At 54.8% G+C, this 22485-nt stretch carries 23 protein-coding genes; 10 read left to right on the forward strand and 13 right to left on the reverse strand.

The window, feature by feature from the left end; genetic code table 11:
- Nucleotides 1–72: 72 nt before the first annotated feature.
- Nucleotides 73–900 carry a Rossmann-fold NAD(P)-binding domain-containing protein gene (locus ACZ1HV_RS11110; RefSeq protein WP_472718113.1) on the forward strand — a complete coding sequence of 276 codons (828 nt, stop codon included), beginning with the start codon at nt 73–75 and terminating at the stop codon, nt 898–900.
- Nucleotides 901–988: 88 nt separating this feature from the next.
- On the opposite strand, the gene ACZ1HV_RS11115 is transcribed toward ACZ1HV_RS11110, so the two are convergent.
- Nucleotides 989–1831, reverse strand: coding sequence for a LysR family transcriptional regulator (locus ACZ1HV_RS11115; RefSeq protein WP_472718114.1), 843 nt, complete (start codon nt 1829–1831; stop codon nt 989–991).
- Nucleotides 1832–1928: 97 nt separating this feature from the next.
- Between ACZ1HV_RS11115 and ACZ1HV_RS11120 the strand changes: the two genes are divergently transcribed.
- Both ACZ1HV_RS11120 and ACZ1HV_RS11125 read left to right on the forward strand, forming a co-directional pair.
- Nucleotides 1929–2339 carry a VOC family protein gene (locus tag ACZ1HV_RS11120; RefSeq protein WP_298821272.1) on the forward strand — a complete coding sequence of 137 codons (411 nt, stop codon included), beginning with the start codon at nt 1929–1931 and terminating at the stop codon, nt 2337–2339.
- Nucleotides 2336–3559, forward strand: coding sequence for an MFS transporter (locus tag ACZ1HV_RS11125; protein WP_472718115.1), 1224 nt, complete (start codon nt 2336–2338; stop codon nt 3557–3559). The genes ACZ1HV_RS11120 and ACZ1HV_RS11125 overlap by 4 nt, the downstream gene beginning before the upstream one ends.
- On the opposite strand, the gene ACZ1HV_RS11130 is transcribed toward ACZ1HV_RS11125, so the two are convergent.
- Complete coding sequence (locus tag ACZ1HV_RS11130; protein ID WP_298821276.1) at nt 3543–4448, reverse strand: EamA family transporter; 906 nt, start codon at nt 4446–4448, stop codon at nt 3543–3545. The two genes, ACZ1HV_RS11125 and ACZ1HV_RS11130, sit on opposite strands and share 17 nt — an antisense overlap.
- Nucleotides 4449–4712: 264 nt before the next feature.
- On the opposite strand from ACZ1HV_RS11130, the gene dapD reads away from it, so the two are divergent.
- On the forward strand, nt 4713–5564 hold the full coding sequence (gene dapD, locus ACZ1HV_RS11135; protein ID WP_298960479.1) for a 2,3,4,5-tetrahydropyridine-2,6-dicarboxylate N-succinyltransferase: 852 nt from the start codon (nt 4713–4715) through the stop codon (nt 5562–5564).
- 66 nt (nt 5565–5630) lie between these two features.
- Here dapD and ACZ1HV_RS11140 read toward each other — a convergent pair whose 3' ends face one another.
- From ACZ1HV_RS11140 to ACZ1HV_RS11150, 3 genes are read right to left on the reverse strand one after another with little or no spacing between them, the layout of a single operon-like run.
- Entirely contained in the window at nt 5631–6212 is a 582-nt protein-coding gene (locus ACZ1HV_RS11140; RefSeq protein WP_298821305.1) for a hypothetical protein, read from the reverse strand.
- A gap of 11 nt (nt 6213–6223) precedes the next feature.
- Nucleotides 6224–7399: a succinyl-diaminopimelate desuccinylase gene (gene dapE, locus ACZ1HV_RS11145; protein ID WP_472718116.1), complete on the reverse strand. Its 1176-nt coding sequence runs from the start codon at nt 7397–7399 to the stop codon at nt 6224–6226.
- A 41-nt stretch (nt 7400–7440) separates the two neighbouring features.
- On the reverse strand, nt 7441–7866 hold the full coding sequence (locus ACZ1HV_RS11150) for a DUF805 domain-containing protein (RefSeq protein ID WP_298821283.1): 426 nt from the start codon (nt 7864–7866) through the stop codon (nt 7441–7443).
- Between the two features lie 225 nt (nt 7867–8091).
- Here ACZ1HV_RS11150 and ACZ1HV_RS11155 point away from each other — a divergent pair, with 225 nt between their 5' ends.
- Nucleotides 8092–10338 (forward strand): mechanosensitive ion channel family protein, encoded by a 2247-nt coding sequence (locus ACZ1HV_RS11155; RefSeq protein ID WP_472718117.1) that lies wholly within the window; start codon nt 8092–8094, stop codon nt 10336–10338.
- Between the two features lie 376 nt (nt 10339–10714).
- Here ACZ1HV_RS11155 and ACZ1HV_RS11160 read toward each other — a convergent pair whose 3' ends face one another.
- Together ACZ1HV_RS11160 and ACZ1HV_RS11165 are read right to left on the reverse strand one after the other, a co-directional pair.
- Nucleotides 10715–11053, reverse strand: a complete 339-nt coding sequence (locus tag ACZ1HV_RS11160) for a TfoX/Sxy family protein (RefSeq protein ID WP_298982712.1) — start codon at nt 11051–11053, stop codon at nt 10715–10717.
- A gap of 80 nt (nt 11054–11133) precedes the next feature.
- Nucleotides 11134–11751, reverse strand: a complete 618-nt coding sequence (locus ACZ1HV_RS11165; protein ID WP_472718435.1) for a TetR/AcrR family transcriptional regulator — start codon at nt 11749–11751, stop codon at nt 11134–11136.
- A gap of 99 nt (nt 11752–11850) precedes the next feature.
- Between ACZ1HV_RS11165 and ACZ1HV_RS11170 the strand changes: the two genes are divergently transcribed.
- Both ACZ1HV_RS11170 and ACZ1HV_RS11175 read left to right on the forward strand, forming a co-directional pair.
- Complete coding sequence (locus ACZ1HV_RS11170; protein ID WP_472718118.1) at nt 11851–12258, forward strand: GFA family protein; 408 nt, start codon at nt 11851–11853, stop codon at nt 12256–12258.
- Between the two features lie 523 nt (nt 12259–12781).
- The gene (locus ACZ1HV_RS11175; protein ID WP_472718119.1) at nt 12782–13255 is read left to right on the forward strand and encodes a hypothetical protein; all 474 of its coding nucleotides are present in this window, start codon (nt 12782–12784) and stop codon (nt 13253–13255) included.
- Between the two features lie 200 nt (nt 13256–13455).
- Here ACZ1HV_RS11175 and ACZ1HV_RS11180 read toward each other — a convergent pair whose 3' ends face one another.
- On the reverse strand, nt 13456–15003 hold the full coding sequence (locus ACZ1HV_RS11180; RefSeq protein ID WP_472718120.1) for a permease: 1548 nt from the start codon (nt 15001–15003) through the stop codon (nt 13456–13458).
- The gene (locus ACZ1HV_RS11185; protein WP_298960504.1) at nt 15000–15797 is read right to left on the reverse strand and encodes an ABC transporter ATP-binding protein; all 798 of its coding nucleotides are present in this window, start codon (nt 15795–15797) and stop codon (nt 15000–15002) included. Before ACZ1HV_RS11185 ends, ACZ1HV_RS11180 begins: the two co-directional genes overlap by 4 nt.
- 198 nt (nt 15798–15995) lie before the next feature.
- On the opposite strand from ACZ1HV_RS11185, the gene ACZ1HV_RS11190 reads away from it, so the two are divergent.
- A complete protein-coding gene (locus ACZ1HV_RS11190) occupies nt 15996–16907 on the forward strand; it encodes a calcium-binding protein (protein ID WP_472718121.1) in 912 nt (303 codons plus the stop codon).
- Nucleotides 16908–16931: 24 nt separating this feature from the next.
- Here ACZ1HV_RS11190 and ACZ1HV_RS11195 read toward each other — a convergent pair whose 3' ends face one another.
- Nucleotides 16932–17465, reverse strand: coding sequence for an alpha/beta fold hydrolase (locus tag ACZ1HV_RS11195; protein ID WP_472718122.1), 534 nt, complete (start codon nt 17463–17465; stop codon nt 16932–16934).
- A 407-nt stretch (nt 17466–17872) separates the two neighbouring features.
- Complete coding sequence (locus tag ACZ1HV_RS11200; protein ID WP_298960510.1) at nt 17873–18499, reverse strand: LysE family translocator; 627 nt, start codon at nt 18497–18499, stop codon at nt 17873–17875.
- Nucleotides 18500–19064: 565 nt separating this feature from the next.
- On the opposite strand from ACZ1HV_RS11200, the gene ACZ1HV_RS11205 reads away from it, so the two are divergent.
- Nucleotides 19065–19736: a hypothetical protein gene (locus tag ACZ1HV_RS11205; RefSeq protein WP_472718123.1), complete on the forward strand. Its 672-nt coding sequence runs from the start codon at nt 19065–19067 to the stop codon at nt 19734–19736.
- A gap of 263 nt (nt 19737–19999) precedes the next feature.
- Here the strand turns inward: ACZ1HV_RS11205 and ACZ1HV_RS11210 are convergent, their stop codons facing one another.
- Together ACZ1HV_RS11210 and ACZ1HV_RS11215 are read right to left on the reverse strand one after the other, a co-directional pair.
- Nucleotides 20000–20863 carry an SDR family oxidoreductase gene (locus ACZ1HV_RS11210; RefSeq protein WP_472718124.1) on the reverse strand — a complete coding sequence of 288 codons (864 nt, stop codon included), beginning with the start codon at nt 20861–20863 and terminating at the stop codon, nt 20000–20002.
- Complete coding sequence (locus tag ACZ1HV_RS11215; RefSeq protein WP_472718125.1) at nt 20860–21219, reverse strand: VOC family protein; 360 nt, start codon at nt 21217–21219, stop codon at nt 20860–20862. Before ACZ1HV_RS11215 ends, ACZ1HV_RS11210 begins: the two co-directional genes overlap by 4 nt.
- Before the next feature lie 98 nt (nt 21220–21317).
- Between ACZ1HV_RS11215 and ACZ1HV_RS11220 the strand changes: the two genes are divergently transcribed.
- The gene (locus ACZ1HV_RS11220; protein WP_472718126.1) at nt 21318–22205 is read left to right on the forward strand and encodes a LysR family transcriptional regulator; all 888 of its coding nucleotides are present in this window, start codon (nt 21318–21320) and stop codon (nt 22203–22205) included.
- Nucleotides 22206–22485: the final 280 nt, after the last annotated feature.

Consider the following 22485-nt stretch of genomic DNA (forward strand, 5'->3'; position numbering starts at 1 on the left):
AAGTCAATACGCCGGGCGCCCCATTTTCCTATTCCTTCCTTCGAAAATTGCTTCTAGCGAAGGAGATATCAAATGCAGGCAAGACCAACTCTCGTCATCGGTGCAACCGGCAAAACAGGCTCGCGCGTCGCATCGCTCCTCAAACACAAAGGTTTGCCGGTCCGGCATGGGTCGCGTGGCGCTGACATTCCATTCAACTGGGACAATCCAGAAACATGGAAGCCTGTGCTTGAAAACGTCAGCCGTGCCTATGTCACCTATTTTCCCGACATTGCCGTCCCCGGTGCCGTTGAAAAGGTCGAGGCCTTGTGTGCTGCCGCGAAATCTGCAGGGGTCGAACGCCTCGTCATGCTGACAGGGCGCGGTGAACACCACGCAATGCTTGGAGAAGCAGCCGTCCAGGCATCCGGTGTCGATTACACGCTGATCCGCGCTTCCTGGTTTGCGCAGAACTTTTCAGAAGGCTATTTGCGTGAACCAGTTCTCGCAGGCGTCTTGCCTATGCCAGGCGGAGACGTTCTGGAGCCAATCATAGATATTGACGATATTGCAGACGTTGCCGTGGCGGCGTTGACGGAAGACCGACACTCTGGCGAACTTTATGAAGTGACCGGCCCACGCCTGATGACTTTCTCGCAAATGGCCGACGAACTCGGAGCCGCTCTTGGTCGCCCAATCCGGCACATTCCGATCAGCTTCGATGACTTCCGTGCAGGCGTCGCAGAAGTCGCCGGGCCAGCCATAGCAGACGTCTTTGAAGCCATTGCCCGCGAGACGCTGGACGGTCGCAACGCTCACCTGACTGATGGGGTCGAACGTGCTATCGGCAAAAAGCCGAGAGATTTTTCAGAGTTCACCGTGAAAGCCGCTCAGTCTGGCGCTTGGGCAGATGCCGCTTGATCAGACCAAAGATGGTTTCGACCGGCCGCCATTGCCGACGTTATACCAGCCTCAGCAAACAAGAACCTAATTGTTGAGGCTGGTATTGCTATTTCAATACGGTTGAGAGCAGACCTTTCAATCGGCGTTTGAGCACGCTGATTTCCGTCCTGGTGCTAGCGTCCCCGTGACTTGCCAGATAGAGCGGGCAATCAAACGTACGAACGTCGTCTTCAGCCAAAACCAGGGTCTCGTCTTCCACGCCGATGAAATCGGGGAGCAGCGCCCGTCCTGTATTTCCACGAACCAGTGAAACAAGCCCATCAAAAGAGGCTGCCCATGTCGTAACCCAGTCTTCAGCTTCAAATGAAGTGGGTTGCGAAAGTGCTACGGAGCCTGGTCGTTGATGAAGGCCAATCCAATTGCAGTCGGTTTTCTGGTCGAAAGTCTTTGCAACGTATGGCCGCCCCTTCAGCGTCCCGATCTGGACTGTCTTCAGGTTTCCGGTTGTCGGCGCGTCCGGAGTAATCAGCAGAACAGACTTGTTGTGCAATAGAAGGTGAGCGTCGACACACTCCTCGATGGCCACGCGAAACGGGTCACTCGGGTTCCAGAGCTCACGAAATCTTCTATACAGGATCCACTGAATTTCCACCGGTGCAGCGATGGTGACAAGAGGCAGGTTCAGGACCCGGTCACGCCAGCCTTTCAATTCCCCGACGGTTCTGGCGACCGCGCTCGTGCGTTCCAGAAGTTGCTGACCGAATTGCGTCAGTTCATATCCCGCATGTGTCTTGCTGAAGAGATCCGCGCCCAGATGACCTTCAAGCCTCTGGACTTTTCGGCCGGCCGTTGCTGCAGAAATGCCGGCCTTATCAGCGGTCCTGGAAAGGCTTCCAAGCGATGCCACCAATCGAAATATCTTCAGGTCATCCCAATTCAAGTCATTCAATTTTGAAACACCAGTTCAATAACTTTTGTTGATCAACATGTGACTGATATCTAAGAATTTGTCCAGTTCGACAGCCTTTTTCGTTCGGGAGCCACATATGCATATCCATCACATCGCCTTCTTTTCAAAGGATATTTCAAGATTGAAAGACTTTTATGTAGACCTCTTCCAGGCCCAGGCTGGTGAGATGTATCAGGATGAGAGAGACTTCCGCTCGTTCATGGTGCGTTTCGAAAACGATACTGTTCTTGAACTCATGCAGATGCCTGACGTACTTGCGCGCACCACCCCCGATCACGATGACATTCATCATGTTGGATTGCATCATCTTGCAATCGCGGTTGCGAGTGATGACGACGTGCTCGCGCTTACAAGAAAAGCGAGCGGATTGGGATCTGCCGTGATCAAATCGCCGGAGCTGACGGGAGACGGTTTCTTTGAATCCATGGTGACCGACCCCGATGGAAACCTGGTCGAAATCTGCCGCGCACCCTTGTCCGAGCAATGACTCGCATCCCACGGCAACGATGGGCCGTTGTTTTCGCGTTCGCTTTCAACGGTCTTCTGTTTGGGGTCTGGGCAGGCCGGATTCCCGCAATCAAGGAGACATTTTCGCTAGACAGCTCCTCCCTCGGCCTCCTGTTACTTGTCCTTGCCGGTGGTGCGATTATGTCGTTTCCGGTTGCTGGAATGCTGTCGGAAAGACTGGGTGTTCAAAAACTCACCACGATCTGTGCATGGGTTTATGGTCCGGCTCTTGTCACCGTGTCTTTGGCGGGCTCGCTGCCAACGCTGGCTGCCGCCCTGTTTCTTTTCGGAATGCTGCACGGTGCCATGGATGTCGCAATGAATGGCTGGGGAGCCAAGGTGGAACAGCGCCTTGGCCGTTCTGTAATGCCTTTCTTCCATGCGATGTTCAGCCTCGGGGCCGGGATCGGCGCGATCACGGGATACGTCGCCGTTCACCTGGAAATATCGACCGTTACCCACTTTTCGGCTGTCTCCCTCTTGGGCGCTGCACTGACCCTTGCTGCAATCGGGAAACCCGAAAATGAACGGCCTCGACTGGCCGCGACCAACGATCAGTCTTCTGCGTTTGAATGGCCCTCGACGACCCTGCTCCTTGTTGGCCTTGTTGCCTTTTCCGTTTCCATGGGCGAAGGCGCGATGGCGGACTGGAGCGCCGTTTTCCTCAGGGCCAGCACCGGTACAGGTGAAGCACAGGCAGCACTTGGTTATGCGGCATTCAGCGCTGCTATGGTCGCCACGCGGCTGATGGGAAGCCGTATCGTCACCTTGCTTGGCCCAGAGCTGACAACGAGGTTGAGTGGCAGCATTGCCTGCGCCGGTCTTCTACTGACTATATCATCCAGTACCTTAGGACTGAGCCTTGTCGGCTTCAGCCTGGTCGGAATTGGATACGCTGTCGTCATGCCACTGGTTTTTGCACGGGCTGCCAATGACGAAAGGACGCAACCCGGTCACGCAATAGCCGCGGTCTCCACGCTGGCCTATGGCGGGATGTTGCTGGGACCGCCGCTGGTGGGCTTCGTTGCAAGCTTTACCGGCCTGCACAGCTCGTTCCTGATACTTGCCCTGCTGGCACTGCTTGCAGTGCTCCTGGCTCCCAAGCTCGCCATGCATAAATCGAGCCATGGCTGCGGGCACATGTCGCCCGGCCCGGAGCCAGAAAACAAAGTATCAGGCCCCACTACCCGAGCAGAATGATACCGACAACAGCTGCAACGATCATCAGGCAGCCGAAAATTTCAGAACGCGAAATGACTTCCTTGAAAACCAACCAGGACACAAGAAAGGTAAACACCAGCTCTATCTGGGCAAGCGCGCGCACATAGGCGACATTTTGCAAGGTCATCGCCGTGAACCAGCCAATCGAACCGGCCACGCCGGACGCGCCGACCCAGACGGCGGTGCGCCAGGCTTTGAGGCTGGCTTTCAACTGGTCTGGGTCGCGCAACGACATCCAGCTGACCATCACAATCGTCTGGAAAAATGTCGCGAAGACCAGTGCACAAGCGGCCTGCATCGGAACACCCGTCCCTTCCAGCGACAGCGATGCCGTGCGGTAGGCAACAGCCGACGCGCCGAAAAAGGCTGCAGAAGCCAATCCGATGAGCGCGGGGCGCCCGGCCAGCGATGAACGTACGGCAGAAACGGTCAATGGCACACGGGCAAGTGAAATCATGACGACGCCGACAATACCGATCAGGATGCAAATGGAGACCGACAGGGAGATGTGTTCTCCAAGGACCAGAAACCCGAACAGGGCCGCCTGGATAGGTTCCGTTTTTGAATAAGCCGTCCCGACAGCAAAATTTCGGAACGAAAACAGATAAACCAGCAGGAACGTACCCAGGATCTGTGCCAGACCACCCAAAGCACCGGCAATCAGCATGGTGGTGTTGAGTGACGGCACTGGAAAACCAAATACGAAATGGAGCACGAGCGCATAGAGGACTGCGAAAGGAAGCCCATAACCAAACCGTACGAAGGTCGCGCCTGTTGTACCGAGCTGGCCCTTCAGGTGTTTCTGCATGGCCGTGCGCAGGTTCTGGCAAAACGCTGCGGCAACTGTGATCGGAATCCATAACTCCATGGAACCGGCTTCCTTAAATTAATTGAATTTGTGTCATCTTACACATGAAACAATCACTAAAAATTGCCATTTCTTGTATCCTTTGATTACTTTTTCTCAACTATCATAATTTCCCTCACTTAAACAGATGAACACGAAAGGCATCGGAAAGGACATCTGAGTGACGTACCTGGAACAGCTACAGGCGTAGCTGTGCTTGACAGTACCTTGCCTGGCAGCTTAGGTCCGGCCAGCTTTTATCAACCCTCGGAGACCTTCGCACTCATGACCCAGGATCTCGCTTCCCTGTCTCAAACCATCGACGCGGCTTTTGAAGATCGCGCGGCTATCGACACCACGACAACCGGTGAGGTGCGCGATGCGGTTGAAACCACACTGACCCTTCTGGATCGAGGCGAGCTGCGTGTCGCCGAACAAAAGGATGGCGACTGGGTGGTCAATCAGTGGGCGAAGAAGGCGGTTCTGCTTTCCTTCCGTTTGAACCCAATGGACATCATCAAGGGTGGTCCGGGCGATGCGACGTGGTGGGACAAGGTTCCTTCCAAGTTTGACGGTTGGGGCGGAAGCGACTTTGAAGGCGCCGGCTTTCGAGCAGTGCCGAACTGCACCGTCCGCCGTTCGGCATTTATCGGCAAGGGCGTCGTTCTGATGCCGTCTTTTGTCAATCTTGGCGCTTATGTCGATGAAGGCACAATGGTTGATACCTGGGCGACAGTTGGGTCCTGCGCACAAATCGGCAAGAACGTGCACCTGTCCGGCGGCGTTGGAATTGGCGGCGTGCTTGAGCCGCTTCAGGCTGGTCCTGTCATCATTGAAGACAACTGTTTTATCGGCGCGCGCTCCGAAGTGGTCGAAGGCTGTATCGTGCGTGAAGGTGCCGTTCTCGGCATGGGTGTCTTCATCGGCAAATCGACACGGATCGTCAACCGCATGACGGGCGAAGTCACATATGGTGAAGTGCCACCTTATTCGGTGGTTGTTGCCGGTTCTATGCCGACCTCGAGCCTCATGGGCAACGGCGAGGCAGCGCCGAACCTTTATTGCGCCGTGATCGTCAAAACCGTTGATGAGCGGACACGCTCAAAGACAGCGATCAACGAACTGCTGCGCGACTGACGCGCCACGCTGCACCACATATCTTTTTCCGAAATCGCACCCGCCGTTCCGACGGCGGGTTTTTTGTTATGCCCACATGAGGCCGACAAGCTGCCCGATGACCAGTGTCAGCAACAGATCCAGCACGACCACACCAATGGAAACGCTGATCGTTGCCTGCAGCGCAATGCGGGCGATCAAGTACCGGTACCAGACAATCGCCAGCAAGCAGCTAAGGGACAAGAGAATAGTAATTGCGGGCGAAAGGACACCCATCAGGAACAGGAGATAGATGATCAGATAAGGCATGGATGCCAATAGGCTGGTCCAGTTGCGTGCCACGATAAACGGAACATATCGGTGTGAAACGCCAATGGGGACAGCGACGACAGCAAGAATGAGTGGCAGCGCGAACCAATCCATACTGAGACCAACCAGTTGCGCCGTCCAATACGCGCCATCGGGAAAGAGGTCGGGATGATAGAGGTTTTGGGAAAGAAGAAGCTGTTTTTCAGTCAGCCCGCTTGCCAAGAATGCCGGCACGAGCAGAAAAACCACCAGAAACGATCTCCAGAAGCCCTGAAGAGATTGGTCAAAAAACGCCATGCCTTCCGGGCGGCTGCGCAGCAAAAGCCATGAGCCGTCGAGCGCTGCACGAATTTCACCCATCGTGATCAAGTTCAGTCCGCTCCCGCAGATTGTGCAAAATAGCTGACCAGAAATCGTTTATAGATTGCCGTCAGCTGGTCAAGGTCACTGACCGCAACGCATTCATCCACCTTGTGCATTGTCTGACCGACAAGACCGAATTCAACCACCGGGCAATAATTCTTGATGAACCGCGCATCTGAAGTTCCGCCCCCAGTTGACAGTTCGGGAACCTGCCCGGTTTCTTTCCGGACCGCATCGCTGAGGTCAGCAATCAGCTTTTCATCCCGCGTCAGGAAGGATTCGCTCGCATCTCGCTTGAATATTAAGTCCAGTTTCAAGGACCCGAGATCGACACTTTCCAGCGTCTCCCGGACCCTGGCCTGCAGCGTCGACAGCGTCCACTCGTCATTATATCGAATGTTGAAGCGCGCTTCGGCCCGAGCCGGAATAACGTTGAAGGCCGGGTTGCCGACATCCACCGTCACGACCTCGAGATTGGAGGGCTGAAATCTTTCGTTGCCCTCGTCCAGCACAAGTGCATCGAGCGCAGCAAGCAGGCGCACAAGGCCGGGGATGGGGTTGTCGGCAAGATGCGGGTAGGCTGCATGGCCCTGGGTTCCGGCAACGGTCACAATTCCTGAAAGAGATCCCCGGCGACCGACCTTGATGGCATCGCCGAGCTTGGCTGGATTGGTCGGCTCGCCGACAATGCAGGCGTCAAATTCATGACCTTCGGCTTTGGCCCATTCCAACAGCTTGACGGTACCGTTGACCGCCGGGCCTTCTTCATCCCCTGTGATCAGCAATGAAATCGTTCCGCCGAAGTCCGTGCCGAGTTCCTGCACCAGATCAATCGCGGCGGCGGCAAAAGCAGCAATGCCACCTTTCATGTCGACAGCGCCACGTCCGAACAATACGCCGTCTTGAATTGTTCCGGCAAAAGGCCCGTGGCTCCAGTCATTTTCCGCACCGGCCGGCACCACATCTGTATGACCAGCAAACACGAAATGCGGTTTGCCGGAACCTATCATTGCAAAAAGGTTTTCGACGTCCGGCGTATCCTCATCCTGAAAGGTGACCCGTGTGACTTCAAACCCGGCTGACGCTAGCAGATTTTCAAGTGTCGTCAGGGCTCCACCCTCAGCTGGCGTGACCGACGGACAGCGGATCAGATCCTGAGCAATGGTGACGGCAGTGGAAGGCATGGATTCAGGCTCTTTCGTCAATTCGGTATCATTGAGGAAGGTCAGCTTTTGCGCCAATAACTGTTTGGCAACGGTCCGTGGCGGTTTGCTTCCATCTTGCTCGGAACAAAGCCCAGGAAGACCACCATGACAACATTCAAAATTGGCACGAAGATCAGCAACGCGAGAAACCCACTTTGGCCGATGTCCTGCAGCCGCTTGATCACGAGTGCCAGCTCGAACCATTGCAGCACAAAAAAGAGAATTGGAAACAGCGCATTCGATTCCGCAAAAGCAGCCGGTGACACCGTTTCAGGAGTGATTTCAACAAGCGAAGAAATCCACCACAACCGGATGGCGATGCCGATGATGATCCAAACCAGCGCAAAGCTGAGCCAATAGGGTTCCCGTCCCATACGCCCGATCGGGCTCAAAAGCGCCCAGATGGGACCGGGGGTTATGTTAGCGCTCTGCGGAGGGGTGTTCATTCAGTACCGCTTTCATTGATCGTTCAGGCAAGGAGGTAGACGCATAAGCTGCCTGGATCAAGCTCTGTCATGCGATCCTGCTGCGGCATTTCCGAGGCCGTCACCGATCCGCGGGCAAAGAAATGTCGATCAAGGGAAGAACGCGAGGGAAATTTTATGGATTTTGCTGATCGGGCATGTCTAAGTTGTAGGCATAACAGTCAGAGCCACCGAGGGGGTATGCTTATGGCCGGCGTCTGGAAAGCCAAAATAACATCCTGTGCACTCACACTTTTTTTCACCATCGCTCTTTTTACCAGTCTCTCAGCTCAAGCCCAGGACACAGCCTCGTCGCTGCCTGAACCGCTGCAGTCAACGGCGATGGAAAAACTCGTGTCGGATCTCGATCCCGAGCAGGTGGAAGCCCTCACCGACCTGATGCTGCTATTGCAGGAAAGTGCCGCCAACAAGACCTCAATCGCATCATTGGGAGAACCGCAGCCAAGTCTGCTCGAGCAACTTCAGTCAGCGTTCAGCGGCTTTGGCGACATGGTTCTGGGTCACTTCAAGAATCTGCCCGCTCTCTTTACTGGCCTTTTTGCAGGCATCGCGGCCCTGTTCGCCGGGTCGGTCGGGGGCCCGATCCATATCCTGATCGGCTCGATCGCGCTGATCCTTGCTGCGGGCTTTGCCGCGGAGTTTCTGGTCAACCGCCTAACCGCGGCCAGGCGCGACAAGATACAGGCACGTTCACCTGAAAGCCTTTTTGAAACGGTGAAGCTGGTATCAACGCGTGCGGGGCTCGACCTCGGCGGCCTGCTGGTTTTTGCAATCGTGGCCGTCGTCGTCGCACGTGCTGCCGTCTTTGATCCGGCCACTCGCAGCGTTGCCCTTCAGGCCGTTTTCTGGATCGTCTTCCTGCCGCGTCTTGTTGCTGCGCTTCTGCGTTTCGCGCTTGCGCCGCACCGAAGCGAATTGCGCCTCGTGACCGCGGACGACGAAACGGCCAAGTCGCTTTATCGCAGTTTCACCACGCTCTTTGCCGTGGTCGGTGTTGCCTTTTTCCTACGCAACATCATGCAGGTCGCAGGTGAAGATGCCGGTGGGACGTTCCGCTTTTTTGTCGGTTTCGGCGTCAACGCGTGGATCATTGCAGTGATCTGGAAAGCCCGCCACGGATTGACCAACATCATCCTTGGCGATGACGGCGACGCGACGTCGGGTCTGGAACGCATGGCCCGCTTCTGGCCGTATTTCTCCATGGCCTTTATCGCCTTCAACTGGCTACTTGTTCAGTTTACAGCCAGCATGGGTATCGAAGCCCTGACCGCCGGCCGCTCTCTGGCCGTAATTGCGCTCGTGGTCTTCGCACCTTTCCTCGACACGATGGTTCGCGGCATCGTCTCTCATGTCGTGCCCCCCATGCAGGGGGACGGACCGGTCGCCGAGGCCGCACACATGCAAACCCGGCACAGCTATGTTCGCATCGCCCGTGTTGCGCTCCTTGCATTCCTCGTTCTCATGGTCGGCCGGATTTACGGTCTCAACCTTCTGGCGCTCGGTGCCAATGACGGATCGGCCGTTGCGCGCAACAGCGTCATCTTTCTCTTAATCCTGGCCGCGGGATATCTTGCCTGGGAGATCACCAATCTTTGGGTTGCTCATCAACTGGCCAAAGACTCGCCGCCGGCCCAGTCTGAAGATGACGATGCTGAAATGGGCGGAGCGGGCAAATCGCGCACGGCAACCATCCTGCCGCTCATCCGGATCATCCTGCAGGTCACCATTCTGGTTCTGACGGCATTGCTGGCCCTCAGCCAGCTCGGCATCAACATCACGCCGCTTCTGGCCGGTGCCGGTGTTGTCGGTCTTGCAGTCGGTTTCGGCGCACAGACACTCGTCAAGGACGTGGTCTCTGGCATCTTCTTCCTGATGGACGATGCTTTCCGGCTCGGTGAATTCATCGACACCGGTGGAACCCAGGGTTCCATCGAGAAGATCTCGATCCGCTCACTGCAACTGCGCGGTACACGCGGTGCCGTTCATATCGTTCCGTATGGCGAAATCCCCAAGCTCACCAACCTCTCACGTGACTGGGTGATCATGAAGCTGAAGTTCACTGTTCCCTTCGACACGGACGTTGAGAAGGTGCGCAAACTCTTCAAGCGGATCGGCCAGGACATCATGGAGATGGAAGAGTTCAAGGAGGACATTCTGGCACCGTTCAAGGGCCAGGGCGTAGCCGATGTCGACGATGTCGGCATCGTCGTGCGCGGCAAGTTCACCACAAAACCCGGCAAGCAGTTCGGCGTGCGCAAGGAAATCTACAAACGCGTGCAACAGGTCTTTGAGGAAAACGGCATCCAGTTTGCCCGCAAGGAAGTGCGCGTTCAGCTGCCGGAAAACACGGATCTGGACGACAAACAGAAAGAGGCCGTGGCCGCCGGTGCCGCTGCAGCTGCCGCAACAGAGACAAAACCTGCTGCACAGTAGCGGGTTTTTGCATAAATCGACCGGCGCACTGGTTCAATGACGGCGCTAACAATTTGAGCGCATTTGGTCACCAATTCAGTTTTGTGATTGGTGACCTACGCATCGGCGTGCGTTTGTGAAGATAGAGTTGAGTGCGATGAGGCTATATTCCAACGATAACTTTTGAGATCGTAAGAGGACCGGCAGATTTATATGCCACAGACGAGATATCAGACATTCGTGTGCCAACGTTGTATCGACTGCTGCATATTTGAGCCGACCTCAATGCTTCGCGCGTTGAACAGCCGGTAAGGAGATCAAGGTACTCACTTGTTAAAATGCAGCGAATGTCCGGCATGCGCTGCAAAACTTAAACGTCAACGCTGAAGAACTAGAGTTACTGTTTTTTCTTCTTTGATGGTTTTCGAGCTCGCAACGCGGCATCAAGGGCCTGTTGCGTCCAGAATCGCAAGCTTTCTTCATCGTCAAAGATATCTTCTGGCGCTCGATAATATGGTATCGGGGTGGATTTCTTCTTCATCTCATAGATGTATTGTTCAGCGCCAGCCGCTTCGAACGCAGCCCGAGTAACATCATCAGTCTTAAGCCAGAGTTCATCTTCCGCCACGATTGCAAAGAAAAGCCCATCACAATAAATCCCATCGACGCCAAACATTTTCCGGGTCGTGATGTTACCAAAAGGGGCAAATAGATCTTGGTAAAAGTCAACTTGCATGTGAAAGGGTCCGCTCAAATGGCATTGGAGACGCAGTTCCTTTAGGAAAATCCAAGTTATATTTCATGCCCGCGCAACCGTCATTTTGGTTCCGCTTTACAAGACATGGCTGCGAGTTTGAGTTCTACAAGCTCGATCAGTATTTCTGCTTTTCGCGCCAGGTTGCCAGTCTTGTCGGCTCCGCGTGCATAAGCCCAAAGCCCTTGTACCGAGACTGCAAGGAAACCGGCTAGTTCCTTGATTTCCATCTGTGTTGGCGGCACATCAATTTCGTTAGCCAAGGCGCGGGCAAAGCCGTCAGTCAGTCGATCATAGTGCGCACGCACGACTTTCGCGATTTCGTCGTCATGTGGGCCGAGTTCGGTCAGCGTATTGCCCATCAAACAACCCCGCCCGGGAAAGCCGATCTCTTTGATTCTCGCAACCCCGCCTTTCAAGTATGTTGCGATTGCTTCGATACCTGAGCCCTCTGCCTCAACAATAGCTAAAGCCGGTGTTACCGATGCGTCCTGGAAATGAGACAGGCAGGCCAGGAACAAATCTTTCTTTCCACCGAAATCCGAATAGATCGCCCCGCGCCCTACACCAGTGGCACGGACCAGATCGTCCATTGATGTTGCTTCATATCCATACACCCAGAACTGGCGCATTGCGTTTTCAACGAGTGTGTTTCGCAAGTGTGATTTTGGTCTAGGCATTTCTATTTTATAATGGAATGATCGTTCCACTACAATAGAGAGATGAATTGCTATCGAGATCTTGGATTGCGCCCATCACACTCAACCAGGGAGATTGAAATGTCCGTAACAGCACGATGCGCATGCAAGGCCATGACGATAGAATTAGCCTGTGAGCCACTTCGATGCTTGTTTTGTCACTGCGACTACTGTCAACGTATGACTGGTTCCTTGGGAAACGCTATTGCGGTTTTTCGGGAAACAGACATTGCGGCTATGTCAGGTGAGGTATTTGAACTTGATCCACAAATGCCCGATTGGCCAGGAGTTAAAAGGTATTTTTGTCCCAAGTGCTATTCCAACGTGCATTGGGTAAATCCGAAAGCGTTTCCCGAGATGAGGTTGGTGTCTCTGGGATGCCTCGACAATCCGTCGGCCTACAAACTTGGAAGAACGGTTCAAAATCAACATCGGCCTACTTGGTGTCCTCAACTTGACGCTTCCGAAGCATACGACGCTTATCCATAACAACACGGCTTTCCGCGTCACTAACCCAGCTTTGATGGCCAGCAATGCAACACCACGTAGCCTGGTTAGAAATCGTCGAGTGGAGAGTGTTGAACAAAGTCAACGTTTGATAGGGCGCATCATCTTGGCGGGCTATCTTCCGGCAGCAGCTTCAAGTTTGTAGCCAGCCAAGCTATACAATCCGTCATCAGACTTGGCCTTACAATCTCAAATCAGAGTATTTCTTTGAAGATTTTTCTTTTCGTTGTGTCAGCAGTTTTTCTGATTGGACCGGTGGTTGCCTGGGGCTACGTTGTTGCGCTCGGGTGTGGTTTTAAAACAAATTCAACGAACTGCAGCGTTCGCCTTTCAGACTATCTGGACAGTGAGTTTCTCACCCTCTCCGCGCTGCCCTGGATCCTGGGTCTTCTCTGTCTCATCAGTGCCATTCGCAGATGATCAAGGTGTTTCCACTCTTAACTTCAGAGCTTTTATTGCGCGAAAGAAAATGTGTTCAGTTCACAGATTTCGGGAAACTTAGGCGATGAGCGTGCCCACAAATCTCGTGGTCCGAAACGACAGCTGGAATTTCAGCGAACTCGCTCACGAATTTACAGTTTGGTTGCGAGTTGAAAATCTGGAAGAGAAAATCAATACCGCAATTGCCCACTACGCTGCCCACTTTGAAAAATACCCTGACCAAACAAACAGCAAATCACAAAATGCGGTGGAGCTTGGGCGGCTAAGAGCTTTCCAGGACCGGGTCAGGAAAATAGAAAATGCTTCCTTGCCGATTTCCATCGGCGCGACAGAGCTGCCCGTCAGTTTCAATGAACAGATCTTCGAGGGCGATTTTACCTCGGTATTTTGTTTGACGTGTTATCGTCTGAGCGCACCGGAACTGACCTGCCTTGCGCCATTTCAAAATGACACGTACGAGCAGGCTTTTGGGACAATGCGTCACTGTTTATGCGGCAAATGGATTGCTTGGCGCATTGAAGGCCAACGCAAGCCTTAGCAGTGCAGGACTGTGACCTGTCCCGTAGGCAGTCATCCCTGCCGGTCTTGAGTTCGCCTGATCAGCTCTTCGGGGTTGGATGGTATCGGGAACAGGCTCCTCCAAACGGGTTCGTTCTCCACATGCCTTGTGGTCGCCCGGCCGATAGGCTCGTTTCAGGGAAAAACTGCAAAACCGCACATTTCAGGCGCGCATACCCGTTAGGTTTTTGCGCTGTGCTTCGGGCGGATACTCCATGAGGTCGTAAGCACAATTAGGAGCAGGACAACAGGGAGGAACGCTAGCGGGCTCCCCGCTGCAATGAGTGCTGTGCCAGCCGCGCAAGCAATCGATGCTGCAGCCTCCGCAAGCGTCGAAGCCTTCGAAGCGACTTGCCGACGCCGGAAGGTGGTGCGTTTGGCTTGCGCCCGAAACCAGAGTTGAACCAGGATTGCACTTGCTGCCGCGATCATCGCGCCGATGAAGGTAACCACGGCACCCCATAGCGACAGGAGTGCCAGGCTCAGGACAACCGGCAGCATTATTACGGCGATAATCGTAAGGACCGACAAGACCTTTGCCCAAAGGCGCGTAAACACAGAGATGGGCGCCGTTAAGATCAAATCGGGGGCATCCTCACCAGAGATGGTCAGCCAGGCAAGGCCACCGGCAAGCTGTCCGACAGCCATGACGATGACAGGAGCGACGATCACGGAAATCTCGGTGTTGTCGCCAAAACTGACCCACAGCATGACCGCCGGCGGGATGAGATAGAGAACCTGCATCAACGTCTGGGAAACAAGCCAGGGATCGCGGGCGATGAGTTTAAGTTCCTTATGAACGAGCGCGCCAAGAGGCGAGTAACCGCGAAAGGTCCTTTCAGATGCGCGTATGCGCGGGGTCTTTTCCGAAACACCCAGAGCCAGCACGACAATGCGGCGGAACTGGACAGCGCCGCGCCAGGCTCCCACGGCGAAAAACAAAACCGAGGCTGCGAAGAACAGAAACACGGTGCTGGTCTGTCCGGCCACTGCGTGGGCCGGGAACCACCAGAAGGAGCCTGCTGCCGGCGCATGGCTGGCCAGGAAAGCTGGATCGAAGAGCGTGAACCGGGATATCGACCCGAAGGAGAGGATTGCAACCACTTGCATCCCGATCAGGAAGGCCGCACCGACGACTGCAGCCAATATCTGCGCACAGAGGCGCGTGCGCTGCGCCCCAACGGTTCTAAAGAGCGCGAGTGTGATCAACACCCCTGCTCCGGTCGCGCTCAGCGATACCGCCAGGAGAACCACATATCCGGCAAGCCAACGCTCCCCGCCAAGCATCACGGCAACGTTGAGGAATGGAGAAATGACAAGCGCTGACATCATCCAACTTGTCAAAGCCATCATGACGATGCGCACAAGAAACAGGTCACGGGAGGGCGCGGGAGAAGACAGTATCAGGTCGAGATCATCGCGGGCGTAGAACGCACGCGTCACCGACTCCATCGCCTGAGACAGCATCATGGTGAAGCTGAGCAATACAGTGACCGACAGCATTGCCAGCGCGGTCTGATCAAGCACAAACCCTGCGGTCAAGCGGGGTGAAAGCACCGCGTATGCGATCAGATGCATGATCGCATAAAATATGCTCATGCCGATCAGTGCGCGCCGCAGGCTGGTGTTACGCCAGCCTGAGAACATCCAGGCCCAGTCACGCCAGGCGAGCCGCAATTCATGCCGCGAAAAGCGCAACAGGGCAGAAGGTGCCGCTATCGCGCTCATGCCACTTTCTCATCAAGGTAATTTGCTTTGCCCGCTTGCGCTGCGCCTTCGGAGGCATCACCCACAATTTCCAGGAAAATGTCTTCCAGAGAATTGCCATCGGCGCTTGCTCGTTCGCGCAACTCCTCCAGCGTTCCCTCAGCAACAAGCTGTCCACCAGCGATAATCCCGATCCTGTCGGCCATGCGCTCGGCGACTTCCAGGATATGTGTCGTCATGATGATCGACACTCCCTGCGCAACAAGGCCGGATAGCACCTTCTTCACCTGCCGCGCAGATCCTGCGTCAAGCCCGGTGAGCGGCTCATCGAGAATGATAAGACGCGGTTCATGGATCAAGGCACCGGCAAGCGCCACCTTCTGACGCATCCCTTTCGAGAAGCCGCCACAGCGTTCATGGGCATGGGGGGCAAGTCCAAAGGATTCAAGCAGAGTGTCGGCCTTGAAGCGCGCAAGGTCCGGTTCCATGCTCCACAGGCCTGCCACGAACTCAAGATATTCGAGCGGTGTCAGCTTGTCATAAACCATGGGTTCGTCAGGAACCCAAGCCAGAATTTGCTTGGCGGCGACCGGATCTGAAAAGGCGTCGATCCCGCAGACTTTGACGGAGCCGCTATCAGCCTCGAGCAACCCCGCCACCATCCGCAGCGTCGTTGTCTTGCCTGCGCCGTTCGGGCCGAGCAAGGCGTAGAATTCTCCATCATGCACGGTCAGAGAAAGATCGTTGACCGCGGGTTCTGTGAAGCGCTTGTGGAGATTGAGAATATCGAGGGCAGCGGTACTGGAGGACGGCATCTATCTCTCGTCAAAAAGGAAGTTTCCTCCAGTTTACCGAGGGGACCTTTCGCTAGTGTAAAACCCCGTCATTTGTCGCAGATTGAGCCCCTTGAATGAAAGAAAGGTTTGAAGACGACCGGATGTGACGGCGGTAACAGACTGAGGCACCCGCGGGCAATAACGTAGGGTCACCTTCATGCAAACGGGTGCCTGGAAATGATCACGTTTACTGCTCCGATCAAGCTGAAACTGCCGCAAGAAAACAACCCGTACTATCAGTACGCAAAGCCGAATACCGAGACGATCGACAAGGGCTGGAAAGCCGTGTTCGTCGGATCCGAGGGAGCCGATTACATCTTCGGCGATGGCTTTTCCGACACCATGTACGGGAACGGTGGAAACGACGGGCTGCATGGCGGCGGCGGCAGGGATTTTCTCTATGGCGGCGAAGGAGACGACACTTTTATCGGTGGTGCAGGCGCGGACGAAATGTTCGGCGAAGCGGGTGACGACTTTTTCTGGGGCGAGCTTGATGGCAACAAGATCGACGGAGGCAGTGGTCACGACACGATAAGCTATTCCGGGATGGACAAGGGCATTGTGGTGTCGTTGAGAATGGGCGGCGCGCTTGATCCGAATACATTCACCGTCAGAGAATATATCACCGATATCGAAAGCGTCATCGGGACCAGCTACGACGATAGCATCGTTGGCGATGACCGCCTGATCGGTAATCATCTTTTTGGCGGCGCGGGAAACGACGTCCTGGAAGGAGGTGGCGGAACTGACACTCTTGTTGGCGGTCTGGGTGCAGACATGCTTTGGGGCGGGACGGAAAGCGACACCTTTGTTTTCAATCTCGGCGACAGCCCTGGCGGCACGTCCGGCTTCGACACGATCAGAGACTTCGATCTCGATGACGACATCATGCAGTTCCAGGTCTATGAACCGACCCTGGCTGATTGGTCGGCCTATGAGACGACCGTTGATGGTGTGGCCGGAACCTGGGTCAGGATCACTGAGCTTCAGCTCGATGGACCGGTTGCTGAAACACAGGTTCGGTATGAAGTGTTTCTCGCAGGAACGAACCTTGCGACCGTCGGTGCCGACGACTTTGCTTTTGTTTGAGCCCGCACAGGTTGAAAGCTCACGTCATGCCTGGTCGCCAACGAGGGCTTTTGCGACCAGTTCGGGTACCTTGATCATGCAATAGTGGTCCGCCTCTATCTCAAGACAGGTCCAATTCTCCTGCTCCAAATGCGTTTTGACATGAGCAACGACATTTTCAGTCATGACCAGAAACTGGCTTGCCAGACAGTGGATATAGGTCTTCGGGATCGCCTTGAACGTGGCGCGATCGAAGACAAGCTTCTCGGCAAAGGGCGGCCAGTCTGGCACTCCGAAATCCGCCGGGTCGATCCCTGCACTGGCAAAGAAGTCCAGCAGTGACTTTCCGCTCTCGGGTATCAGCGTGTCCAGAAAGACAAGTCTTTCGACTTTCTCAGGCATTCGATCTGCAGTGCCAGAGATTACAAAGCTGGCGTAGCTGTGCCCGACGAGGTGAAGCCTTTGCTCCCCGGTTTTCTCAATCCGGTCGCACAGCTCTTCAATATGATCCGACAGGGTCGCCTTTTCGGGGTCGGACAATGTCAGGGCATCGGTCTGATGGCCGTCCGCCTCCAGCAAGGCGCGAACCCTGTCGAAATCTTCTTTGGTGCGTTTCCCCCGGGGACGAAAACAAAGTGGGTCACAAGCAGTTTCACCTTGCGTTGCCGACGTGCATTCGGAGCGAATGACTTTGGTGCGTGGAGCGGCTCTCACACGTATTCGCAGTTGAGGTTGGTATAACGCACCATGCGCCAACGGCAGGCGCTCGTGCAACATAAGCAATCGCTTCTGCTGCTTTTTCGCCGACATCACCCGCCATATCGCGCGATCAATTGTTTCCAAATGAAATGCACACAGAAAAATGGGTTCCTTTAACATGGAACGCCTTTTTGAGAGGCGAAGCGGTTGCGCAAGCCGCCACAGCGAAGGTCGGGTTCATACCCGACGTCTTCGATCCGGCGCCAGGCATGAGTGGCGGGTTTGACTTAGTGTCCGCTGCTTGCGAACAAATTCAGCCCTTCGCGGAAAAGAAGAACTGCGAAGAGGACAAGCACGATCGCCAGCCCGCGCATGATGAAGGGGTACGCCCGGCCGGTTAGCAGATGGCGGTATCGCCCCGTAAGCGCGGCAACGCCAACTTTTGAGCCGACCAGAAGAAGATAGAACCCGACAATAAACCCCCAGGGGGCAAGGGCAGACGTCTCGGAAGCTGCAAGGACGTATGGGACACCGACTGTGATCCAGAACAGGTAGGGGTGCGGGCTCAAGAAATTGGCAAGAATACCCTTTTTCAAGGATGCTGGTGCCGTTGCAGAACCAAATTCCCCGACTGAGTTCACCTTGGCGGTCTCGTAAGCCAAAAAGAGAGCGTAAAGAGCGCCAACGATCCCGAGTATACCCAGGGCTTTATTTGGGAGTTCCCGAAGCACAAAAAACAACGTCAGAACAATTGGGACGTCTGTTACAAGCGGCGCAGCCGCAACCAACAGCCCTTCCTTGAAGCCGTGACGTATGGTTTGAGCGATGGCAATGGTCATCAGGGGCCCTGGGGCCAGGCCGGCGGCCAGCCCCAAAGTAATGCCGGTCAGTGTCGCCGAGACAAATTCAGTCAAACCTTCGCCTCCAGTGTCAAGTCAGGCCTGACTGAGAATTCACGTGCCCAGCCTCGACCTTCGGGCGTCTGATTTGCCTTCGAAGCTTTGATCATAGGGGTAAAATCACAACGGCGCGGTGTCCACAAGGCGTAAGCTGGTTACACTCCCAGGTCTTTGCAATGGAGAGTCAGGCAATGGCACGCGTCTCTTCGAATTCGAATGCCAGTCGCTGTGCACCTAGTGTTGGATGACTACTCACACTCTCGCGGCAGCTTTCTTCCAAAACTCCCGTGAGCGCCAGCTTTCGAAGTCTCAGCGCAGACGATCAAATGTTCAAATTGGGTGGCTTTGCGGACTGACAACTTCGGGGCCGAGAAGGGAATGGCGGTTTACGTGACCCGATCGCGAATAGCTGACATTCATCGACCTTGTTTCTGGTTATGATTCCTGCCCAGAGCGGACGTTCGTACAATGCGCGCGAATGACTGGAACGCGCTGGACAAGGCCGAAAAGTCTCCTAAGGTTACTTAGATCGTATCTGTAACGGTTACAGATTTTGTACCACGGCATGAGGGGCTGAATCGTGATCGAACAATATTTTGAAAATGGCTTTACCTACGACTGGAACGCGCCAAGGCCTGTCGAAACAGGTCGAACGGATATGGACGGTTCCATCGTTCTTTCGGGCAGCAGCCATCCGCCACAGCTCAGGTTTAGCGGATATTATCCGAAGCTTTTCGCTGCGGGGGCGCCGGCCCCGACCACGACGCTTGCGATCGGCACTCCGATACGGCATCGTTGGCTCGACTACGTTGTGGGACGAACGGCTTATGTGCGCTCCACCAATACCGATGTCCTGACCGGTTTCATGAGCGGCTGTTGGATCTGTTCCTGGGTCTCACGACACGGAAACAGGCGTGTCGGACACATTGGTACGACTTCGATAGCGGCAGATAACCTGCCGCCAAACACTACGGTGAAAGAGTTCTTTCTCACGAGCGAGGCCATGGATCGCGGCTCTCACATTCGTGGCTACAATCCTGCGCAGGCCGTGCCCTTCCATGAACAGAGGCAGTTCTTGAATGATCCATCACGTTATATACAGATCCCACACATCATGAGCCTCGTCACCACCAATAATGAGTTCTATTCCATCATAATGTTGCAGACGAAGACCCCTGGAAAGTGGATCTGCGGCGGAAAAAGGCGGGTGCACAGCAGCGACAGGCGAGGAATTCAAACCGCGCTGGCTTGATCCGGTCCTAGCAAATAGTTCCCACTTTTACCGAATGCCGGATACTGCGGCGTACCCTCTAGCATTGTTCCACGACATTGTAGACATGACCTGCGCCGACACCGGCGCGGAACCCAGAGTTCGCGTCTAAGCGCAGAGTGGTTGACCACGAAATAGGTGTATCGGACCTTTGGCCTGACATTTTTGCCAGTGGCCTAAGCCGACAATGGTGCTTCGCGCGGCGAACGTCTGGTTAGAGCCGAAAGTTCCTGATACTGCGGACGCTATTTGAGGATGGGTAAAATCACCTCTTTGGCAAATACTTGGAAAGTCCGTGGCTGCACTCCAGTGATCTGCTCAACATTCTTCGTCGTGAAGTCACCCCAGCCCGAAGCATAGGCTTGTCCATAGTCGCGGGTCAGCGCGGCCATCCAGTCCCCCCAGCCTGCGCCTGCGATCATGGCATACATGTCATCGGCTGGCATGGGCGCATAGGTAATGGTCTTGCCCATCAATTCACTCAGGACAGCGGCCACATTTGAATAGCTGATTGCCTCAGGGCCGGTGAGTTCGAAGGTCTGCCCGTCCCACTGTTCCGACTCCGCACATTCTGCTACGCAGGCCGCGATATCGCGTGTGTCGATCATGCCCATTTTCCCTGCGCCCATTGCGAAAGAAAACTGTCCCTGCAGTTTGATGAAGTCGGCTGCCATGAACAAGTTCTGCATGAACAGGTTCGGGCGGAGAAAGACATAGCTCATACCACTTTGGGCGATTTTCGCTTCGGTTCGCCCATGGGCGCGGGTGTTGTTGGTCGGCCCGTCCGGATCGGCCTTGATTGCCGAGATTCGAATTATCCTTTGAACTTTCGCTGATTTGGCGGCCTTGATCAGACTGGAAGCCTGCTGTTCGGCCTGCGGGATAGCAGGGGTAATCAACACAACGGTCTCGATTCCAGACAGGGCGGCATCGAGTGTCAAGCGGTCTTCGAAAGTGCCGATAACAGATTCTATGCCGTGACTGCCGACTAGGTTCGCTTTCTCAGCGTCCCGTACCAAAGCGCGAACGCCTGAAACCCCCTTTTGTCCTAGAATGCGAAGCGTTTCCGTTCCGATCGTGCCAGTGGCACCCGTAACAAGAATACTCATTCCACCACCTCTGCCCAAATCGCCAGCTCGTTGCCGTTAGGGTCGGCAAAATGGAACCGCCGCCCACCAGGGAATGAATAGATGTCGCGGATGATCGTGGCACCCGCGTCTTTGACCTCAACTAGAGAAGCTTCGAGATCGTCGGAGAAGAGAATGACCAACGTACCGGGCTCTTGCACTGGTGTGTCGTCCTCGCCGTTGAACCCGCCGTCGATGCCCGCGCCGCTGAAGCTCAAGTAGTTTGGACCCCATTCCTGAAATTCCCAGCCAAAAACAGAAGCGTAAAACTGCTTTGTCGCTGCTGGGTCTATAAGTGGAAATTCGATGTAGTTGATTGTCTTGTGTTTATGCGTCACCCGGCAAACCTCTCTTGTCTTGTTGGCAGGACAATAACATTTCCTTATGGTGAAGAGATTAGAATTTTTGGGATGACTCTTCTAAATATGGAAATGTAATGACCAGCTACGACGCGATTGCTATCTTTGCTCAAGTTGCGGAATCTCAAAGCTTCACTGAGGCCGCGCGTGTCTTGGGAATGCCGTTGTCATCCGTCAGCCGGAAAGTGTCTGAGCTGGAGACTGACTTGAACGTCCGCCTGATCGACCGGAACAAGCGGCAAATCCGTTTGACGGAAGCAGGCCAGACATATCTTGATCTCTGTCGTAAGGGCCTCGACACGATCAGCTATGCCAATCGGGTGATGACAGGCAGGCATAGCGACACAGCAGGAACGGTCACAATAACAATGCCGCCGAACTTGATGGAGGTTCTGTTTCTGGAGGCCGTTGAAACCTTTCAGCTAAATTACCCCAACGCCCGCCTACGCGTACTCTTATCTGAGCGGATGCTGGATTTTGTTGATGATCGTGTAGATCTGTCCTTTCGAGTCGCTTCGCCGCAAGAACCTGACCTGGTGGTCAAGACGTTGCTCAGATACCGGCATCGGTTGCTCGCCTCTCCGGCTTACATTGCCGCCAATCCACCCCTCCGCGCCGCCACGGACCTGCCGAAGCACAAGACCGTAGGGTTTGGGTTCCACTCATCTCGCGATCTGAACTGGCGGCTGTCCAGAGGGGGGCAGGTTGAAGAATTCAGCTTTGAACCCAACCTAGCCATCAATGATTACGCGGCGATCAGGGCAGCACTTCTGGCAGGCCATGGCATTGGCGAATTGCCGGAGCCGCTATGTCGCAAGGCGTTGCAAGCAGGGCAACTTATCGAAGTTATTCCGGAGTGGTCGTTTCCAGAGATCAGGCTGTTCGCCGTCCATGCGGGAAATGCATCTCTATCGAAGTTGGCGCGGCTGTTTCTGGATACAGTGACTGGGCAACTAAAGAGTTGAGCAAATTCAACTAATTGTATTTCCGTGCTTCTTGCGGGGGATCACAAATGCAGACATTGGACAGCGCGGTCTCTGTGGCAGGTTTGTCCCGTATTACGGTCATTTACCTGGACGGCATTGAAGGTCCGCCCTCCGCTTTTCCGTTTGAAGGAGTGAACGTCCAATAAGGCGGTACATTGTTGCCATTCAGTACACTCGTAGCGAAGGTTGGTTTCGACTCAGAGGGGAGACTGCCGGAAATAGCGCGCTTTCTCGCAGCAAAAAGTTGGCCCCAGCCAAC

Source organism: Roseibium sp. JB4-4 (assembly GCF_055693425.1).

Excerpts from the sequence above, each read along its gene's own strand:
- ACZ1HV_RS11220 (WP_472718126.1), top strand. The coding sequence starts at position 21,318 with ATGACCAGCTACGACGCGATTGCTATCTTTGCTCAAGTTGCGGAATCT.
- ACZ1HV_RS11110 (WP_472718113.1), top strand. The coding sequence starts at position 73 with ATGCAGGCAAGACCAACTCTCGTCATCGGTGCAACCGGCAAAACAGGC.
- ACZ1HV_RS11185 (WP_298960504.1), bottom strand. The coding sequence starts at position 15,797 with ATGCCGTCCTCCAGTACCGCTGCCCTCGATATTCTCAATCTCCACAAG.
- ACZ1HV_RS11210 (WP_472718124.1), bottom strand. The coding sequence starts at position 20,863 with ATGAGTATTCTTGTTACGGGTGCCACTGGCACGATCGGAACGGAAACG.
- ACZ1HV_RS11120 (WP_298821272.1), top strand. The coding sequence starts at position 1,929 with ATGCATATCCATCACATCGCCTTCTTTTCAAAGGATATTTCAAGATTG.
- dapD (WP_298960479.1), top strand. The coding sequence starts at position 4,713 with ATGACCCAGGATCTCGCTTCCCTGTCTCAAACCATCGACGCGGCTTTT.
- ACZ1HV_RS11125 (WP_472718115.1), top strand. The coding sequence starts at position 2,336 with ATGACTCGCATCCCACGGCAACGATGGGCCGTTGTTTTCGCGTTCGCT.
- ACZ1HV_RS11165 (WP_472718435.1), bottom strand. The coding sequence starts at position 11,751 with ATGCCTAGACCAAAATCACACTTGCGAAACACACTCGTTGAAAACGCA.
- ACZ1HV_RS11150 (WP_298821283.1), bottom strand. The coding sequence starts at position 7,866 with ATGAACACCCCTCCGCAGAGCGCTAACATAACCCCCGGTCCCATCTGG.
- ACZ1HV_RS11175 (WP_472718119.1), top strand. The coding sequence starts at position 12,782 with ATGAGCGTGCCCACAAATCTCGTGGTCCGAAACGACAGCTGGAATTTC.
- ACZ1HV_RS11140 (WP_298821305.1), bottom strand. The coding sequence starts at position 6,212 with ATGGGTGAAATTCGTGCAGCGCTCGACGGCTCATGGCTTTTGCTGCGC.
- ACZ1HV_RS11160 (WP_298982712.1), bottom strand. The coding sequence starts at position 11,053 with ATGCAAGTTGACTTTTACCAAGATCTATTTGCCCCTTTTGGTAACATC.
- ACZ1HV_RS11170 (WP_472718118.1), top strand. The coding sequence starts at position 11,851 with ATGTCCGTAACAGCACGATGCGCATGCAAGGCCATGACGATAGAATTA.
- dapE (WP_472718116.1), bottom strand. The coding sequence starts at position 7,399 with ATGCCTTCCACTGCCGTCACCATTGCTCAGGATCTGATCCGCTGTCCG.
- ACZ1HV_RS11130 (WP_298821276.1), bottom strand. The coding sequence starts at position 4,448 with ATGGAGTTATGGATTCCGATCACAGTTGCCGCAGCGTTTTGCCAGAAC.
- ACZ1HV_RS11180 (WP_472718120.1), bottom strand. The coding sequence starts at position 15,003 with ATGAGCGCGATAGCGGCACCTTCTGCCCTGTTGCGCTTTTCGCGGCAT.
- ACZ1HV_RS11155 (WP_472718117.1), top strand. The coding sequence starts at position 8,092 with ATGGCCGGCGTCTGGAAAGCCAAAATAACATCCTGTGCACTCACACTT.
- ACZ1HV_RS11190 (WP_472718121.1), top strand. The coding sequence starts at position 15,996 with ATGATCACGTTTACTGCTCCGATCAAGCTGAAACTGCCGCAAGAAAAC.